The 17273-nt window shown below is 62.6% G+C and carries 16 protein-coding genes; 5 read left to right on the forward strand and 11 right to left on the reverse strand.

Translation table 11 applies throughout. The features are described from left to right. Positions 1–33 precede the first annotated feature (33 nt). Positions 34–549: a transcriptional regulator LdtR gene (gene ldtR / locus ACO06F_RS04065; protein ID WP_421695412.1), complete on the reverse strand. Its 516-nt coding sequence runs from the start codon at positions 547–549 to the stop codon at positions 34–36. Between the two features lie 274 nt (positions 550–823). On the opposite strand from ldtR, the gene ACO06F_RS04070 reads away from it, so the two are divergent. Then, positions 824–1723 carry an extensin family protein gene (locus ACO06F_RS04070; RefSeq protein ID WP_421695413.1) on the forward strand — a complete coding sequence of 300 codons (900 nt, stop codon included), beginning with the start codon at positions 824–826 and terminating at the stop codon, positions 1721–1723. A gap of 55 nt (positions 1724–1778) precedes the next feature. Further along, positions 1779–2786: a porphobilinogen synthase gene (gene hemB, locus ACO06F_RS04075; protein ID WP_421695414.1), complete on the forward strand. Its 1008-nt coding sequence runs from the start codon at positions 1779–1781 to the stop codon at positions 2784–2786. A 25-nt stretch (positions 2787–2811) separates the two neighbouring features. Here hemB and ACO06F_RS04080 read toward each other — a convergent pair whose 3' ends face one another. Further along, entirely contained in the window at positions 2812–3690 is an 879-nt protein-coding gene (locus ACO06F_RS04080; protein ID WP_421695415.1) for an NAD(P)-dependent oxidoreductase, read from the reverse strand. A 140-nt stretch (positions 3691–3830) separates the two neighbouring features. Here ACO06F_RS04080 and ACO06F_RS04085 point away from each other — a divergent pair, with 140 nt between their 5' ends. The 3 genes from ACO06F_RS04085 (at position 3831) to ACO06F_RS04095 (ending at position 6501) form a co-directional block, all read left to right on the forward strand. Next, entirely contained in the window at positions 3831–4574 is a 744-nt protein-coding gene (locus tag ACO06F_RS04085) for an arginyltransferase (RefSeq protein WP_421695416.1), read from the forward strand. 173 nt (positions 4575–4747) lie between these two features. Next, positions 4748–5659: a DMT family transporter gene (locus tag ACO06F_RS04090; protein WP_421695417.1), complete on the forward strand. Its 912-nt coding sequence runs from the start codon at positions 4748–4750 to the stop codon at positions 5657–5659. Positions 5660–5748: 89 nt separating this feature from the next. Continuing rightward, positions 5749–6501: a hypothetical protein gene (locus ACO06F_RS04095; RefSeq protein WP_421695418.1), complete on the forward strand. Its 753-nt coding sequence runs from the start codon at positions 5749–5751 to the stop codon at positions 6499–6501. Here the strand turns inward: ACO06F_RS04095 and ACO06F_RS04100 are convergent. The 9 genes from ACO06F_RS04100 to nuoN form a co-directional block, all read right to left on the reverse strand. Further along, the gene (locus ACO06F_RS04100) at positions 6464–7189 is read right to left on the reverse strand and encodes a hypothetical protein (protein WP_421695419.1); all 726 of its coding nucleotides are present in this window, start codon (positions 7187–7189) and stop codon (positions 6464–6466) included. The genes ACO06F_RS04095 and ACO06F_RS04100 overlap by 38 nt on opposite strands. Positions 7190–7316: 127 nt before the next feature. Next, complete coding sequence (locus tag ACO06F_RS04105) at positions 7317–8417, reverse strand: ABC transporter permease (protein WP_421696618.1); 1101 nt, start codon at positions 8415–8417, stop codon at positions 7317–7319. A gap of 26 nt (positions 8418–8443) precedes the next feature. Further along, entirely contained in the window at positions 8444–9373 is a 930-nt protein-coding gene (locus tag ACO06F_RS04110; RefSeq protein ID WP_421695420.1) for an ABC transporter ATP-binding protein, read from the reverse strand. After that, a complete protein-coding gene (locus ACO06F_RS04115; protein WP_421695421.1) occupies positions 9370–10344 on the reverse strand; it encodes an HlyD family secretion protein in 975 nt (324 codons plus the stop codon). The genes ACO06F_RS04110 and ACO06F_RS04115 overlap by 4 nt, the downstream gene beginning before the upstream one ends. Beyond that, a complete protein-coding gene (locus ACO06F_RS04120) occupies positions 10341–10967 on the reverse strand; it encodes a TetR/AcrR family transcriptional regulator (protein WP_421695422.1) in 627 nt (208 codons plus the stop codon). Before ACO06F_RS04120 ends, ACO06F_RS04115 begins: the two co-directional genes overlap by 4 nt. A 158-nt stretch (positions 10968–11125) precedes the next feature. Beyond that, a complete protein-coding gene (parC, locus tag ACO06F_RS04125; protein WP_421695423.1) occupies positions 11126–13369 on the reverse strand; it encodes a DNA topoisomerase IV subunit A in 2244 nt (747 codons plus the stop codon). A 39-nt stretch (positions 13370–13408) separates the two neighbouring features. After that, positions 13409–15076 (reverse strand): ribonuclease J, encoded by a 1668-nt coding sequence (locus tag ACO06F_RS04130; RefSeq protein ID WP_421695424.1) that lies wholly within the window; start codon positions 15074–15076, stop codon positions 13409–13411. Then, positions 15073–15825 (reverse strand): biotin--[acetyl-CoA-carboxylase] ligase, encoded by a 753-nt coding sequence (locus ACO06F_RS04135; protein WP_421695425.1) that lies wholly within the window; start codon positions 15823–15825, stop codon positions 15073–15075. Before ACO06F_RS04135 ends, ACO06F_RS04130 begins: the two co-directional genes overlap by 4 nt. Next, positions 15822–17267, reverse strand: coding sequence for an NADH-quinone oxidoreductase subunit NuoN (gene nuoN / locus ACO06F_RS04140; protein ID WP_421695426.1), 1446 nt, complete (start codon positions 17265–17267; stop codon positions 15822–15824). The genes ACO06F_RS04135 and nuoN overlap by 4 nt, the downstream gene beginning before the upstream one ends. Positions 17268–17273 lie beyond the last annotated feature (6 nt).

Genomic DNA, 17273 nt, shown 5'->3' on the forward strand with positions numbered 1-17273 from the left:
GGCCCGTTGGCCCGTTTGCAGGGTGGTCCAACTCTAAAGGCGATAGAGAATCTGGTCGGTCCAGTAGCGCTCAAGGCGGGCTAAGGACTTGTTGATGCGCTCCAGCTCATCAGCACTCAACCCCACCACCTGCTCGACCGCCATCATCTGGCGGTCATAGAGGGCATCCACCCGGTTGCGGATGGCCTGGCCCTTGGGCGTGAGACGGACGCGGACCGAACGGCGGTCCGAGGCGGAACGCTCGTGATGGACGTAGCCTGATTCCACCAGGCGCTTCAGATTATAGGAGACGTTGGAGCCCTGATAATGGCCACGGCTTTTCAGCTCGCCGGCCGTCAGTTCAGCATCGGCAATGTTGTAGAGAAGCAGAGCCTGCACGGGGTTCACTTCCGGTTCGCCATGGCGCTCGAAATCATCCTTGATGACTTCGAGAAGGCGGCGGTGCAGGCGCTCGATCAGGTTGAGCGCATCGAGATAACGAGGCTTGACGGGATTGCTCCCCTCTTCGGCCGCGGCTGGCCTTGCAGTCCCCTTGAGTTCAACTTGCATGACGTTCACTCTCACCTCGAACGGGGCCTTTTCTGTTCGGCCGGCCCCTCTCTTCGCAACGGAGATTAGGGCGCGAGGGCTTAAGGCCCGCTCAATTGATTGAGTAAACATACCCTTAGTTTTTCAGAGAGTTGGCGTAATCGCGTTTAGCGTTTACAGAGTCTTCCCCGGACTGGTTCCGGTTGAAACGGAGCGCCCGGCGGAACATCAGGCCGCTGTGCGGGCTTTCGGCTGTAGCACGCCGCCTTGCAACCTCTGGAGATGGGTCAAGAAGATGAAGGCCGTGAACGCGTCCGCCCTGATTGCCAGCCTTTCTCTCCTTCTTGTGCCTCCTGCGCTGGGGGCATCGGTTCCCAAACCCACGGCCCGGCCGCTGGCGCCCTCCCCCAGCCAATCCGCCAATCTCAACAAGGATGACGTGCCAAAACCCAGACTGCGGCCGGTTCAACCGGCGCCCCTTCGCGCGCCCGTGCTGCTGGCAATTGCGGTGCCGATCCCCAAGCCTCGCCCAGGCCTGTCCCCAAAGGCGGAACCGGCGCCCTCACCTCCTGCCGCCCCAGACGCGAAGGACAAGCAATCCTGGCCCTCCGATCAGATCACTGCGGAACGCGCCCAATGCGGCAAGCTGCTCGAATCGCGCGACATTGCCTATAAAGCGCTCGACCCGATTGGCCATGAGGGCGGTTGCGGTGCGCCCGCACCCGTGCTTGTCACCAGGGTGGCCGGCGTGAAACTGGCGCCGCCCGCGACGCTGACCTGCAACATGGCCGCTGCTCTCCACGACTGGCTCAAGAATGACGTGCAGCCCGCCGCTCGCAAGCGGCTGGGCACGGAGGTGACCGAAATCCGCACAGCCACATCCTACTCCTGCCGCCGCCGCAACAATGCCTCGTCCGGCAAGATGTCCGAGCACAGCAAGGCCAATGCGCTGGACATGGCGGGCTTTTCCTTCGCCAAGACGGCGAAAGTTGCGGTGGGGGGCCAGGGCAACTGGGGCGATGCGATGGTGGGGCCCGTCCGCCTGACTGCCGGCGGCTCCTTTCTGGGGGCCATCCGCCTGGCCGCGTGCAGCCATTTCACAACGGTGCTGGGGCCAGGCTCGGACCCTTATCACGGCGACCACTTCCACGTGGACGTTCTGCAGCGCAAGGGCGGCTACCGCATCTGCCAGTGATCAGATGTCGTGCATCCCGTTGCATCCGCCCGTCCGGTCTTGTTAATGATCGGGCATGACCTATCGCCCTGACACCGCTTCCGCCTTTCCCGCCCTCCGCATGCGCCGCAACCGCCGTACGCCCTGGGCGCGCGCGCTGGTGCGCGAGAACACGCTGACCCCGCATGACCTGATCTGGCCGGTGTTCGTGATCGAGGGCCAGAACCGGACCGAGGACGTCTCCTCCATGCCGGGCGTTACGCGCTACTCCGTCGATCTGCTGATCGACAAGGTGAAGGAGGCGGCTGACCTCGGAATACCCGCCGTGGCGCTCTTTCCCAACACGCCGCGGAGCTTGCGCACAGAGGATGCGCGGGAAGCGTTCAACCCCGCCAATCTCGTGTGCCAAGCCGTGCGCGCGATCCGCAAGGCCGTGCCGGAAATCGGCATCATGTGCGATGTGGCGCTCGATCCCTATACGTCCCACGGGCATGACGGGTTGATGGAGGGAGAGCACATCCTCAACGATGCGACACTTGAGGCGCTGGTGAAGCAGTCCCTCGTCCAGGCCGATGCGGGCTGTGACATCATCGCGCCGTCGGACATGATGGATGGGCGGATTGGGCGCATCAGGTCCGGGCTCGAGGACAAGAGCCTCTCCCATGTGCAGATCATGGCCTACAGCGCCAAATATGCGAGCGGCTTCTATGGGCCGTTCCGGGATGCCGTCGGCTCCTCCGGCACGCTGACCGGCGACAAGCGCACCTATCAGATGGACCCTGCCAACACCGACGAGGCCATGCGCGAAGTGGCGCTCGACCTGGCCGAAGGGGCAGACATGGTGATGGTGAAGCCGGGCATGCCCTATCTCGACATCGTGCGCCGCGTGAAGGAGACCTTCAAGGTGCCGACATTTGCCTATCAGGTGTCCGGCGAATACGCGATGATCATGGCGGCCTGCAACAATGGCTGGCTGGACCCCAAGAAAGTGATCCCCGAGGCGCTGATGTCCTTCAAGCGCGCCGGCGCGGACGGGATCCTCACCTATTTCGCCGTTGAGGTGGCGAAGGGGCTGAAAGGCTGACAGCGCGGTTGGCGCGCAGATCCGCCTAGCGCTTGTCGAGGTTCTGCAGCCTGGCGATCAGGCTGGACGTATCCCAGCGGCCGCCGCCCAGCTTCTGCACTTCGGCATAGAATTGGTCCACCAGGGCCGTGACGGGAAGTGGTGCGCCGTTGCGGCGGGATTCGTCCAGGCAGATCCCTAGGTCCTTGCGCATCCAGTCGGCGGCGAAGCCGAAACCGAATTTGCCCTGGATCATCGTCTTGTGGCGGTTCTCCATCTGCCAGGAGCCGGCGGCGCCCTTGGAGATGACCTCCACCACCGCCTCCATGTCGAGCCCTGCCTTCATGCCGAAATTGATGGCTTCAGCGAGGCCCTGCACGAGGCCCGCGATGGCGATCTGGTTCACCATCTTCGCAAGCTGGCCGGATCCCGCTGGTCCTAAGAGCTTCCGCATGCGCGAGAAATGCGCGATCAGGGGTTCGGCCTTTTCGTAATCTTCCGGATCTCCGCCGCACATGACGGTGAGCACGCCATTTTCCGCCCCCGCCTGCCCGCCAGAGACCGGAGCATCGACGAAACCCAGCCCTTTCGCCTTGGCGTGGCTGTGGAGTTCGCGCGCGGCCAGGGCTGAGGCGGTGGTGTGATCAATGAAGATGGCCCCCGCCTTCATCGCCTGAAACGCGCCATCGGGACCGATCGATACGTCTCGCAGATCATCGTCATTGCCGACGCAGGCGAACACGAAATCGGCATTTTTCGCGGCTTCGGCCGGGGTTGCCCTGGCCGGGCCCTTGAAGGTTTCCGACCATTTCTCCGCCTTGGCCGCGGTGCGGTTGTAGACGGTTACGTCCAGTCCGCCGCGAGTGACGAGATGGCCTGCCATCGGATATCCCATCACGCCCAAGCCGATCCACGCCACACGCATTTCTTTTAGCCTCCGCCGCAATGAGGCTTTCCTCGTAGGGCATCGGGGGGCCGGAATCAACGCATGGCCCAGCTGAGCCTTGCGCGGCTTTCCACACATGTCATTATGTGCCCCACCCAGGTGATTTTGGAGCTGGTGAGTTGAGCATCGAGCGGCGGAACTTCCCGCAGTTCTTCATAACGGCCCCGTCGCCGTGCCCTTACCTTGCGGGCCGGGTGGAGCGGAAGGTCTTTACGCATCTCGTGGGCCATGATGCGCGCAGCCTCAACACGCAGCTGAGCCAGGGCGGATTCCGCCGCAGCCAAAACATCGCCTATCGCCCCGCCTGTGACGGCTGTGCCGCCTGCGTTTCCGTGCGGGTGCCCGTCAACACCTTCGTGCCGTCGCGCAGCTTCCGGCGCACGCTGAAAGCCAACAGCGACATTGACGGGACCGTGGCCAAGAGCCAGGCGACCTCCGAACATTATTCACTGTTCCGCGGCTACATCGATTCGCGCCACAGTGACGGCGGCATGGCGGATATGACGGTTCTGGATTTCTCCGCCATGGTGGATGACAATTTCGTCGACAGCCGGCTGGTGGAATACCGGGTGCGCGATGAGGAGGGCGGACGGGGCCGATTGGTCGGCGCCGTTCTCATCGATATTCTCGGTGACGGGATTTCGATGATCTACAGCTTCTATGAGCCCGACGAAGGCGAGCGCAGCCTAGGCACCTTCATGATTCTCGACAACATTGCCCGGGTGAAGCGGCTGGGCCTGCCCTATCTCTATCTGGGGTACTGGGTGCGAGGCTCCCGCAAGATGGACTACAAGTCCCGCTTCCTGCCGCAGGAACGGCTTACCGCAGAGGGCTGGACCCTGTTCCGGGGCCCGGACCGGTAAGGACCTGAAGGTCCGCACGAATCAACCTATGCGAGTGTTTTTCATCCGAACCACAATGGTACGGTCTGTTCTGCATTTGCAAACGCCGGTCTCACGCGGCAATTGCAGCCCTGTTGACCTTACGGCATTTATCGGCTTTCTAGTCGGCAATCGCCGCAACCGCGTAGGATTTGATGTCGATTTTGCGCCCGCCCTCCTCCCATCAGGTCCGGCTGGCCTTATTTCTGACGGGGCTCGGCGGCCTGCTCTTCACCCTGGACTTGCCACTGCTGCGACTGTCGCTTGCGGACCAGTGGACCATGGTGTTCACCAGGGGTCTTTTCCTGTTCACGGCAATCGCTGGCGCCTGGGCCCTTTCCGCCTTCTCAGGACGTGAGGCACCACCCTTCATCGCGGGGCGGGCGGGGCTGGCTGTGGCCCTTATCAGCACAATCGGGAACACGGCCTATATCGGGGCGGTGAGCCACACGGGCGCGGCGAATGTCGTGTTCATCATCGCCCTCACGCCGCTACTTGCGGCGGGTTTGTCCCGCTACGTGCTGGGCGAACGCATCCACCCTGTCACGTGGGTAGCGACGCTGCTGGCATTTCTGGGGGCGGCAATTATCGCCTATCATGGCCTGAGCACCGGCCACTGGACCGGAGACGCAATGGCCTTCGCGTCGGCCCTGTGTTCCGCCACCATTTTCACCATCATCCGGGCCACGCGCAAAAAGGTGGCAACGAGCCTGGCCCTGGGCAGCCTGGCCTCGGCACTGGTGGCATTGACGGTGTTCGGCGTTTCGCTGGATGCCATACTGGCACCCGGAGCCTGGGGCCTGCCGGCCTGGTTGTGGCTTGGTCTCAATGGCCTTGTTGCCATTCCGCTGGCCACCGTTCTGCTGGCCCGGGGACCGCGCGTGTTGCCTTCGGCGGATGTGAGCATGTTCTTCATGCTGGAAACCGTGCTGACGCCCGTCTGGATCTGGCTGCTGTTCGGCGAGGTGCCGTCAACCGAGGTGCTGCAGGGCGGCGCGATCATCGTCACAACCTTGCTCACCCACAGCTGGTGGCGGCTGCGCCTGTCCCGAGGGGGAATAACGTAAAACTATATTGGTAAATTTAATTGACGTAACGTTCACATTGTTTCAAAACCGGAGACCATGAGTTAACCGGGTCAAACGGTATGTATGCGTTGAATATCGGTTTGCAGGGCGTTCAGCCCTTCGGCGGGGACACGGGGCTGGTTGACCCGCTCCGGACGGTGCAGGCCATCACCAGCCTGATCGAGGCCGGCAAGGACCAGGGTTTTTCCTTCAGGCTGTCTTCAGATTTCACCGAGCTGGCACGGCTGCGGCAGCAATTGCGCAACAGTGACGTGTCTCCCATGTTCGACCTGCAAACCGGGCGCAGCCTGGGCGAGCGCGGCTTCTGGATGGCCCTGGATGACCGCGACGGCAAGCCGGTGGGCCTGCAGGCGTTCCGCCTCGATGATGCCGACCCCAACCTCGCCGAATGGGTGCTGGGCTGGATGATGGGACTTTACGCCAGGCGGCGTGAAATGATCGTTCCGCGGGCCGTCATGCCGCCGGAACACTCGCTGTCGCATTTGATCCGTGGGCGGATCGTCTATCACGGCGAATTGTGGATCGACAAGCATGTGAAGGGCGCCTTCCCGCTGTTTCCGCGCATCGGCATGCTGCTGGCCATGGTGAAATGGCAGCCCGAAGCAATCTGGGCGCTGACCGGACAGTCCATGGCAACACGCGGCCATATGGTGCGCATGGGCTATGGCCATTTGGAGCAGAGCTTTCTCACCTGGGAGTGGGAGCCGGATGGTGCGGAACAGGCGGAATGGATCGGCATCGCGCTCCGCCGCCACATGGAATTCTCGATTGCAGAAATGTCCGCTACAGAGGGGAAATATCTACCTTCGCCAATTCCGTGACGACGCGGACGGCCTTCTTGCTGCGGCCCTGCGCCAGCGGCAGCACGACGCGCTGGTAGGGCACCCAGATCACGTCTCCCTTGGCAGAGGCCATGGCCGCATAGATGTGATCGTAATGCGGTTCGCCCGAGCGTGTGACTTCCGGATAGATGCGGCTCACGGCGTCATCATATGAATGGCCGATGAGGCAGGGATAGGACACTGGATTGAGCCCCCAGAGCTTGGCAATCGTCGATTGCGGCCCCACGCGCGCCACCCTGAACTTGGCTGAAGAAGGATCATAGGCACAGTCGATCGAATATTCCTCATCGATCGAATTCTCGGCCAGCGCCTTCTGCAAAAGCGGCGGCACGTCCCGCCGGTTTTCCTTCACCTTGTGAATATAAACCGTCTGCGAAAGATGGACATCGCTCTTGTGCAGGAGGTGATGAATGCGGTTGGCGGCGGCCCATGGCTGCTCGTGGCGCTCATTGAACCATCCGGCGGAATAATACTGTAGATGAAACGGGCCAAAGGCGCTCTGCAGCCATTCGGCCGCGAAGAAAAGCGAAGACCAATTGCGCGAGAACATGCTCCAGCGGACGGTGGTGCCCTGCTCGCTTTCGCTGATCTTCACATAGCCTTCACGCTGCAGCAGGTCGCGCTCGACCATCGCCGTCAAGGCGTCTTCGGCGACGGGCGGGGCCACGATACGCCCATCACACACCCACTGACTTCGTCTTGCCATTCCTCTTTGGTCCCGCAAACCGTCTCCGCACGCCCCACATTATATTCGAGGAGCATAATACAACCTTAACGGGGATTAGGCGCTGCAGCTAGTCGAGTGTCACACGGTAGCGGCTGACGGCGACAGCCACCACGACCACCAGCATCAGCGCCATCACGGCCATTTGTTCCGAGAGCTGGGCTGCGGTTGCATCCTTCAGCATCACCCCCCGGACGATGCGCAGGAAATGGGTTGCCGGGAGCATTTCGCCGATGGCTTGCGCCCAGCCGGGCATGCCGCGAAACGGAAAGGCGAAGCCCGACAGCAAGATCGAAGGCAGAAGAAAGAAGGTCGACATCTGCATGGCCTGCAATTGGTTCTGGGCAAGGGTCGAGAACGCAAAGCCGATGGCGAGGTTGATGGTGATGAACAGCAGCGTCGCCACGGCAAACAGCGCGAAGCTTCCGGCGAACGGCACGCCGAACAGCAGCCGCGCCACCGTGACGATGACCGTCACCTGAACCGCACCGATCAGCACATAGGGAGCGATTTTGCCGGCCATCACCTCAATGGGGCGCACGGGCATGGCAAGGAGGTTCTCCATGGTTCCGCGCTCACGTTCCCGGGTGACGGCCAGTGCCGTCATCATCACCATGGTCATGGTGAGGATGACGCCCAGAAGGCCTGGCACGATGTTGTAGCGCGTGATGCCTTCGGGGTTGTAGCGCTTGTGGAGAACGAGATCGACCGGGCTTTCCCGCGGCCTTTGCCCCGCGAGCGGGCCTTTCAACTCGCGCGACAGGGTCTGTGTTACGGCCTGGGCCACCGCGCTCATGGCGGGCCCCGTCGTTGCGGGGTCCGTCGCATCGGCCTCGATGGCCAGCTGCGGATGCTCGCCCCGCACCAGTTTGCGCGTCAGGTCGGCAGGAATGGTGATGACGAACTGCACGTCTCCACGCTGCAGCAGTGAATCAGCCTCGGCTTCGGTCGCCGCTTCGCGGGTGATGGTGAAATATCCGGTGTTGCCGATTGCGGTGACCAGGCTGCGGGCCAGTTCGGAATGCTCCGAGATCAGCACGGCTGTGGGCAGCCCCTTGGGATCTGCGTTGATGGCGAAACCGAACAGCATGAGCTGCATGATGGGGACGACGAACATCATGGCGAAGGTGGGCTTGTCCCGGCGGAGCTGAAGCGCCTCCTTGATGATCATGGCCCAGAGCCTGGCGAGAAAATCCCTCACGCATCCTCCTGCGCATTGTCGCGCGCCTGGCCCATCAAGTGGATGAACACGTCTTCCAGCGTGGGGGCGGCTTCCGCCCAATGCAGTCCCTCGCGGCGAAACGGTGCCACGGTCCTCCACAGCGCCTCCCGGTCAGGACCGCAGATGTGGAGGGTGGTGCCGAAGGCGGCAGCAGCCGTTACCCCCGGTACATCGCGCAGTTCGGGCGCCAGCCGGTCCGCGCCGCGCCCGGTGGCCACCAGGGCCACGAGACCCGATTGCTCGATGATCTCCTCTGCGGTGCCACGGGCCATCAGCCGGCCATAGGCGATATAGGCGATCTCATGACAGCGCTCGGCTTCATCCATGTAGTGGGTGGAGACGAGGACGGTTATTCCCTCTGACGCAAGCGTGTGAATTTCATCCCAGAAGGCACGGCGGGCCTTCGGATCCACACCTGCTGTCGGTTCATCCAGCAGGAGGAGCTTCGGCTGGTGGAGAACGCAGGCCGCGAGTGCCAAGCGCTGCTTCCAGCCGCCCGAGAGCGCACCCGTCAGCTGATGCTGGCGCGTGGCGAGACCCAAGCGTTCGAGAGCCTCATCCACCACCTGGCGGAGGTTGCGCAGCCGGTAGAGCCTGCCCACGAATTCGAGATTCTGGCGGATGGTGAGATCTTCATAGAGGCCGAAGCGCTGCGTCATATAGCCGGCCTCGGCCTTCACCTTATCACGCTCCTTGATGATATCGAAGCCAAGGCAGGTGCCCTCCCCGCCATCGGGCGTGAGCAGACCGCAGATCATGCGCAGTGTCGTGGTCTTTCCCGAACCATTGGGGCCCAGAAAGCCGCAGATGCGGCCAGGCATGATCTTGAGATCGACATGGTCGACGACGGTGCGGGTGCCATAGCGTTTGACCAGCCCATGCACATCGATGGCCGGAACCGTCATGGCAGCGCTTCGACTTCGATCGGAAGGCCGGGCCTCAATTGCGCGTCACCCGCTTCGGGCTTGGCTTCGACCAAATAGACCAGCTTGGCGCGCGCGCCTTCGGAATAGATGACCGGCGGCGTGTATTCCGGTTCGCTCGCCACATGGGCGATGGTGGCGGATTTGAACCCGTCACAGCCATCGCAGCGGAAGCTGACGGTGGCGCCCGGCACCGCCTTGGCGAGCACTGCTTCCGGCACGAAGAAGCGCAGCGTCACGTCCCTTGGCTTCAGGAGCGACACGACGGGCTGGCCTGCCGTTACCCATTCACCGGCTTTGAAGAACACATCCTCGACCAGTGCATCCGCCGGGGCCGTGGGCGACAGGTCAGTAAGCTTGTCTCGCGCCTGTTCAAGCTGGGCTTCGGCCTCCCTGATGCGGGATGAAGCGGCATCAACCTCGCTGGTGCGGGCCGGGAGGGCTGCCACCTGCTCGGATGCGCGCAATTCCGCCAGCCGCTGTTCATAGAGATTGACCTGCTCCTGCGCCTGGTCCAGCCGGGACTGGGCCGCTGCACCCGTGCTGGTGAGGGTTGAGGCACGTTGGAGTTCCTTCTGGGCAAGGCCCATGCTTGCCTCGGCCTGGGCGATCTGGGCCTTGATCACGGCAATTTCTTCCGGCCGCTTGCCGCTCAGCAAATTGTCATAGCTTGCCTTGGCCGTCGTCACCGCGGCTTCGGCCCGGGCAACCTCGGCCTTGGCCTGCGCCGGATCCAGCGCGAAGAGCACATCGCCCGCTTTCACCTGATGGCCCTTTTCAGCACTGACACTGACCAGCCGCCCTACCACAGGACCGCCGATCATGGTGGTCTCGCCTTCGACGTAGCCCAGATAGTTGAACTGCCCGGGGGGCTGGGGGAGCCACGTCTGGCGGAAGAGGAAGGCCGTGACCGCGAGTGCGACGATGATGAGAGGAATGGCCAGCCGCTTCATGCCTGAAGGCCCTTCAGGAAGACCTGCGCATGCTGCGCGGCATAGGCTTCGATATCGAGGGGCTCTGCCCCCAGTGGCTCAAGCACCGTTTTCCAGATGGCGGCGAGCAGTATGGGCCCGAGCATCGCCTTCACGGCAAAGCCGGCATCGACCTGCCGGAATTCCCCCGCAGCGATTCCGCGGTTGATCAGTGCTTCGAACATCGGCAGCCCTTGGCGGATGACGCTGTCCAGATAGAGGCGGCCCACGTCCGGGTGGGCCCGGCTCTCCGAAATCACGATCTTCAGGAGTTCCGGAAAGCGCGTGTTGTGCAACTGTCCTCCCATGAAGCTGAGGATGGTGGCAATGAGCGGTGAAACCGGCCCCTGGTGGCTTTCGGCAATGCCCCGCGCCACAGCGAGATTGGCGCCCGCCATCTCATTCACCAGCGCCGTGAGCAATGCCATTTTATCTTTGAAATACAGATAGATCGCTGCCTTGCTGAGGCCAGCGCGGGCGGCCACATCTTCCATCCGCGTGGCAGAGAAGCCCTTTTCCGCGAAGAGATCCAACGCCGCGGCAAGGATCTCTGTCGGGCGGGCCTCCGGACGGCGGGTTTTCTTTGTTACTGACCGGTCAGTCATAAAATGTAGGTAGGTTGTACCGCGATAGGAGTCAAGGGGCTCACGGCAGGGCTGAGGCTCGATCCGGGACACCTCCCCGTGGAGAGGCCCCCTCACCCTCCCCTCTCCCCCACATGCGTGGGGTGAGAGGAACGGAGAGGCGCAGAAGACTGCCGGCCTCAGACGAATTTATTCCGCTGCGGGAAGCCCTTCGGCGGCAGGCGGCCGGCCTGGGCGCGCTCGCCGATCCATTCCTTCAGTTCGGTGACCACGAAATTGCGGCCGGAGGAGTCCGTCCAGGTGAGGCCATCCTTCAGGCGGAAGGCCTGTGCGTCGCTTAGACCCCCGTCCTTGAACTTCTGCAGGCGCACGCCCTTGCCGCGAGCCATTTCCGGCACATCGCTGCGCTTGAAGATGACCATCTTGCGGTTTTCGCCAATGGTGGCGATGTGGGTCGCGTCCTCCGGCACCACGACGCAGACGCACGCTTCCACGGGCGCCTTGACGTTCAGGACCTGCTTGCCCTTTCGCGTCGTCGCCACGCATTCATCTTCGGGGACGATGAAGCCATCGCCTTCGGTGGAGCCGAGAAGCCTCTTTGTGCCGGGCACGTGCACGAAGAGCGAAACGATCGAATCCGCCGCATCGAGATCGCACATCAGGCGCACCGGCTCGCCATGGCCGCGGCCGCCCGGTAGCTTCGCCACATCGAGCGTGAAGAACTTGCCGGAGGAGGAGAACAGCATGACCTTGTCCGTCGACATGGCATGAAAAATGAACTGGCCCTTGTCACCATCCTTATAGGCGAGGCCGGACACATCTTCGAGGTGGCCCCGCATGGTGCGGATCCAGCCCTTGTCCGAGCAAACGACGGTGACGGGTTCCTTCTCGATCATGGCCTGTTCGAAATCGGCGTCGATTTCGGGGGCTTCGGAGAAGTCGGTGCGGCGGCGGCCGAGCACCGTCTTCTTGGAGTATTTCTCCTTCACGCCCCTGATCTCTTCCGAGATCTTGGACCATTGCTCGTCGTCAGACTTGAGAAGCGCTTTCAGGCCCTTCTGCTCCTTGACGAGCTTTGCGTGCTCGCCGCGGATTTCCATCTCCTCGAGCTTCCGCAGCGCGCGGAGACGCATGTTGAGAATGGCTTCTGCCTGATTGTCCGACAGCGAGAAGCGCGCCATCAGCGATGGCTTCGGCTCATCCTCCTCGCGGATGATGCGGATCACCTCATCGAGATTGAGATAGGCGACGAGATAGCCTTCAAGGATTTCGAGCCGGCGGGCGATTTCGGCCAAGCGGAAATTGCTGCGGCGAACCAGCACCTCCTTGCGGTGGTCGAGCCACTCCCGCAGCACCTGGGCGAGGCTCATCACCTTCGGCACCTTGCCATGGCTCAGCACATTCATGTTGAGGGGAATGCGGGCCTCGAGCTCCGTGTTGCGGAACAGCTGCTCCATCATCAGCATGGGGTCAATCGTGCGGCTCTTCGGCTCCAGCACGAGGCGGACATCTTCCGCGGATTCATCCCGCACGTCGGCCAGCAACGGCAGCTTCTTGGCGGACATCAGCTCCGCGATCTTCTCGATCAGGCGGCTCTTCTGCACCAGATAGGGAATCTCGGTGACGACGATCTGCCAGGTGCCGCGCGGCAGCTCCTCCTGGGACCAGCGGGCGCGCACGCGGAAGGAACCGCGCCCGGTTCTATAAGCTTCGGCGATCGAGGCGCGGTCATCGATGATGATGCCGCCCGTCGGAAAATCCGGACCCTGCACGAGCTGGACGATCTTCTCATCCGTGGCATTGGGAGACTTGATCAGATGAAGAGCTGCATCGCAAAGCTCCGCTGCGTTGTGCGGCGGAATCGAGGTTGCCATGCCCACGGCGATGCCGGTTGAGCCGTTGGCGAGCAGGTTGGGGAACGCGCCCGGCAGCACCACGGGCTCCTGGACCGAGCCATCGTAATTGGGCCGGAAGTCGACCGTATCCTCGTCAAGCCCTTCGAGGAGGAGTTTCGCCACCTCCGTCATGCGGGCTTCGGTGTAGCGGTAGGCTGCGGCACTATCCCCGTCGATGTTGCCGAAATTCCCCTGCCCGTCCACCAGCGGATAGCGCGAGGAGAAATCCTGTGCGAGGCGCACCAGCGCGTCATAGATCGACTGGTCGCCATGAGGGTGGTAGCCGCCCATCACGTCACCCACGATCTTGGCGGATTTCTTGAAGGCCGTGTTGGGATCGAGTCTCAGAAGCTGCATCACATGCAACAGCCGCCGGTGCACGGGCTTCAGGCCGTCGCGCACATCAGGCAATGCACGGTGCATGATGGTGGACAGGGCATAGGCGAGGTAGCGCTCCTCAAGGGCTTCCTTGAGGTCGATCTTCTCGATGTCGCGGGGGCCTTGCGGCGGGGGAACGTGCTTGCTCATGATTCTGCGGCTTATAGCATTTCAGACTGCGGGCGTTTGCTAGACTTGCACCACGGTGACTTTGACGATGGGCTTCTTGCCCCAGATCGCATCCGCCGCGCGGCGCACCGAGGTGCGGATCGCTTCGGCGAGCTGGTTGCGATCCTTGCGGCGGGGCTTGGGGGTGGAGCTGAAGGCGCGTTCGGCGGCCTCCAGCAGATCGCCATCGAGGCCTGTGGGAATGCCATCGGTGATGAGATCAATATCCGCTGCGAGATCCTGGCTCTTGTTGATGGCCACCGTGACGATGACGATGCCGACGAAGGAGAGCTTGCGGCGCTGCCGGGCGGGGCCGTCCTCCGAGGGAACGATCAGCCTGCCATCCACATGGAGGCGGCCGCAGGGCGCTTCATCCACATCGTCCAGCGGACCCGGCGCCAGGCGAATGATGTTGCCGTCCATGGGGATGAGCACATCGCGGATACCCTTGGATTGCGCGAAATCCCGGTGGGCGCGCAGGTGCCGGGGTTCGCCATGCATGGGGATCAAGGCCTTAGGTCTGACCCACTCATAAAGCAGCGCGAGCTCACCCTGGCGCGGGTGGCCGGAAGAATGGACGAGATCATCCTCACCCGTGATCACGTCGATCTCGAGACGTGCCAGATTGTTGAGAATGCGGCTCACTTCCTTCTCATTTCCGGGAATGGTCCGGGAGGAGAAGATCACGAGGTCACCCTCTTCCAGGGAGACATGCGGGTGCTGGTCTTCCGCGATCCTGGCGATGGCGGCACGTGGCTCTCCCTGGCTTCCCGTGCAGAGCAGCATCACCTTGTCCGGCGGCAGATAACCGAATTCCTCTTCATCGAGGAGGCGGCCTGCATCCGTCAGCATGCCGCAAAGGCGGGCGGCCTCAACGGTGTTGCGCATGGCGCGCCCAGCGATCACCACCTCGCGCCCCGTGGCGCGTGCGGCGCGGATTGCCGTGGCGATCCGGTCCACATGGGACGCGAAGGTCGTGACCGCCACGCGGCCCGCAGCCTGCTTCACAATGGCGGAAATGCGTTCCGCCACGTCCTTCTCGGACGGCGAGAAACCCTCGCGCAGGACGTTGGTTGAATCGCAGATCAGGACGTCCACGCCCTTCTGGCCGATCTCCCGCAAGCGCTGTTCATCCATGCCCTGGCCGAGAACCGGCGTGCGGTCGATCTTCCAGTCACCGGAGTGGAGAACCCTGCCCTGCGCTGTTTCAATCAAGAGGGCCGTGGGTTCAGGAATGGAGTGGGTGACGGCAACAAACTCGCAAGCGAAAGGACCAAGCTGGAACCTGGAACCAACAGGAAGCGCATGGACCTTCACCTGCTCGTCGAGCCCCGCCTCCTTCAGCTTCAGCGCGAGAATCTGCGCGGCAAAGGGCGTGCAGTAGATGGGGCACTGAAGCTGCGGCCAGAGCCAGGCGACCGCCCCCAGATGATCCTCATGGGCATGGGTGAGGACAAGGCCGTGGAGCTGCGATTTCTCGGCAGTGATGTACCCCACGTCAGGCAGGACGACGTCTATCCCCGGGTCGGCGTCATCACCGAATTTGACGCCCAGATCGACCATCAGCCAGTGGCGGTCATCCGCCGGGCCTGAGCCGTAGCAATAGCAGTTCATGCCGATTTCGCCTGTGCCGCCCAGCGGCAGGAAGACGAGTTCATCGGGGAGTGCGGCGCGGCGCCTGGCGTTCATCTTGTCTTCCGTCTCAATTCTTCGAGTTCGGCGAAGTGCACTTCGCCCGCGTGAATGGGTGACAGTGTGCCGTCGGCCTGTTCAAGGACCAATGCGCCATCATCCGCCAATCCTCTGAAAATGCCAGTCAGTTGCCTTGTTCCCAAGGTTGCGGAGGCAGAGCCTCCCACGCCCAGCGCGCGAGAGGACCAGGCGCTGCGGATCGCGGCGAAGCCCCTGCCCTCATCCCATTGGGCGATGCGGAGGGACAGTGCGCGGTCAAGCTCGGCCAACACCCTATCAATCGCGAGGTCTTGGCCCAGGGCCGTGACGGGATAGGGCGTGCCTTCAGGCGCATGGCCGATGTTGAGACCGCAGCCAATTGCGATCCTCAGCGGCATGTTGCCGACGACTTCCGGCAGAACGCCGCAGAATTTGGCGCCGCCGATCAGCACGTCATTGGGCCATTTGATTTGCGGCGCAAGTGCCGGGCGCAGCGCCATCACAGTGTCATGGACGGCCAGCGCGGCAACGAAGCTGACCTGGGCTGCTGCCTCCGCACCCGCGCCAATTGAAAAGAGGAAGGTCGCATAGAGATTGCCGGGCGCACTGACCCAGTTCCGGCCCAGCCGCCCGCGGCCCAGCGTCTGCTCATCCGCCCAGAGCCACAAGGGACCTGATTCCCCGGCTTCCGACAGCCTGCGCGCCTCGAGATTGGTGGAATCGATCCGGTCGAAATGCCGGACCGGATGACCCGTCTCGAGGATCAATAGAGCGACTTGGCCGCGGCGGCCGCAACCTCGATCACCGGTGCGGCAACCCATGGCAGGACGAAGAGCAGCGTGAAGGCGCCTGACGCATAGGCGATGAGTTTCACCTCACCGTCCATTGCATCGAAGGCTTCCTTCGGCTCATCGAAATACATGATCTTGACGATGCGGAGATAATAATATGCGCCCACCACGGAGGTGACGACGCCGATGACCGCCAGCGTATAGAGGCCCGCCTTCACCGCGGCGAGGAATACGAAATACTTGGCGAAGAAGCCCGCGAGCGGCGGAATGCCGGCAAGCGAGAACATGAGCATGGCGAAGACGAAGGCGAGCGCCTTGTTGTTGCGGGCAAGCCCTGCGAGATCGCTGATCTCTTCCACCATATAGCCCTTGCGGCGCATCGAGATCACGCAGGCGAAGGAGCCGAGCGTCATGATCATATAGATGATCATGTAGACGACGACACCCTGAACGCCCTGCTCGGTTCCGGCCGCGAGTCCTACGAGCGCGTAACCCATGTTGCCAATCGAAGAATAGGCCAGCAGGCGTTTGATGTTGCTCTGGCCAATCGCCGCAAAGGCACCCAAGGCCATGGACGCGATTGAGACGAAAATGATGATCTGCTGCCAGTCCGGCATGATGGCGCCGAAGGGCTCCATCATGGTGCGGGTAATGAGCGCCATCGCCGCCACCTTGGGTGCAGCGGCAAAGAAGGCGGTGACGGGTGTTGGTGCCCCTTCATAGACGTCCGGCGTCCACATGTGGAAGGGAACGGCGGAAATCTTGAAGGCGAGGCCTGCGATGATGAAGACGAGGCCGAAGATGAGGCCGATCGAGGCGCCATTGTTGGTGAGGTAATTGGCGATTTCCGGGAAGGCGGTGGTGCCGGTGAAGCCATAGACCAGCGAGGCGCCATAAAGCAGCATGCCGGAAGAAAGTGCGCCCAGGACGAAATATTTGAGGCCCGCTTCGGAAGCCCGCGCCGAGTCCCGGTTGATGGCGGCCAGCACATAGAGCGCCAGGGACTGCAGCTCGAGGCCCATGTAGAGCGCGATCAGATTGCTGGCCGAGATCATCAGCATCATGCCGATGGTGGCGAGCAAAATGAGCACCGGATATTCGAAGCGCTGCGAGCCATCCCGCTTCATGAAGCTCACCGAGAGAACCAGTGCTGCGGCGGAGCCAAACAGGGCCAGCACCTTCATCACTCGGGCGAAGGTATCCACCAGCAGTGCGCCGTGGAAGGCCTCGGCCTCGGCAGGTCCGCCGGCGATCACCAGGAGTGCGGTGACGGCAAGCGCCACCAGCGCACCGATGGTGACGATGTCGGATGCATCCTGTTTGCGGAAGACGCCGAGCATCAGGAGCGCAAGGCTCAAGATCGCCAGCACCACTTCGGGAAGCGCGGCAACGGCATCGGCCTGTTGGAGAAGCCACATGGAGAG

The organism is Aestuariivirga sp., assembly GCF_965227715.1.
Lineage (GTDB): Bacteria > Pseudomonadota > Alphaproteobacteria > Rhizobiales > Aestuariivirgaceae > Aestuariivirga.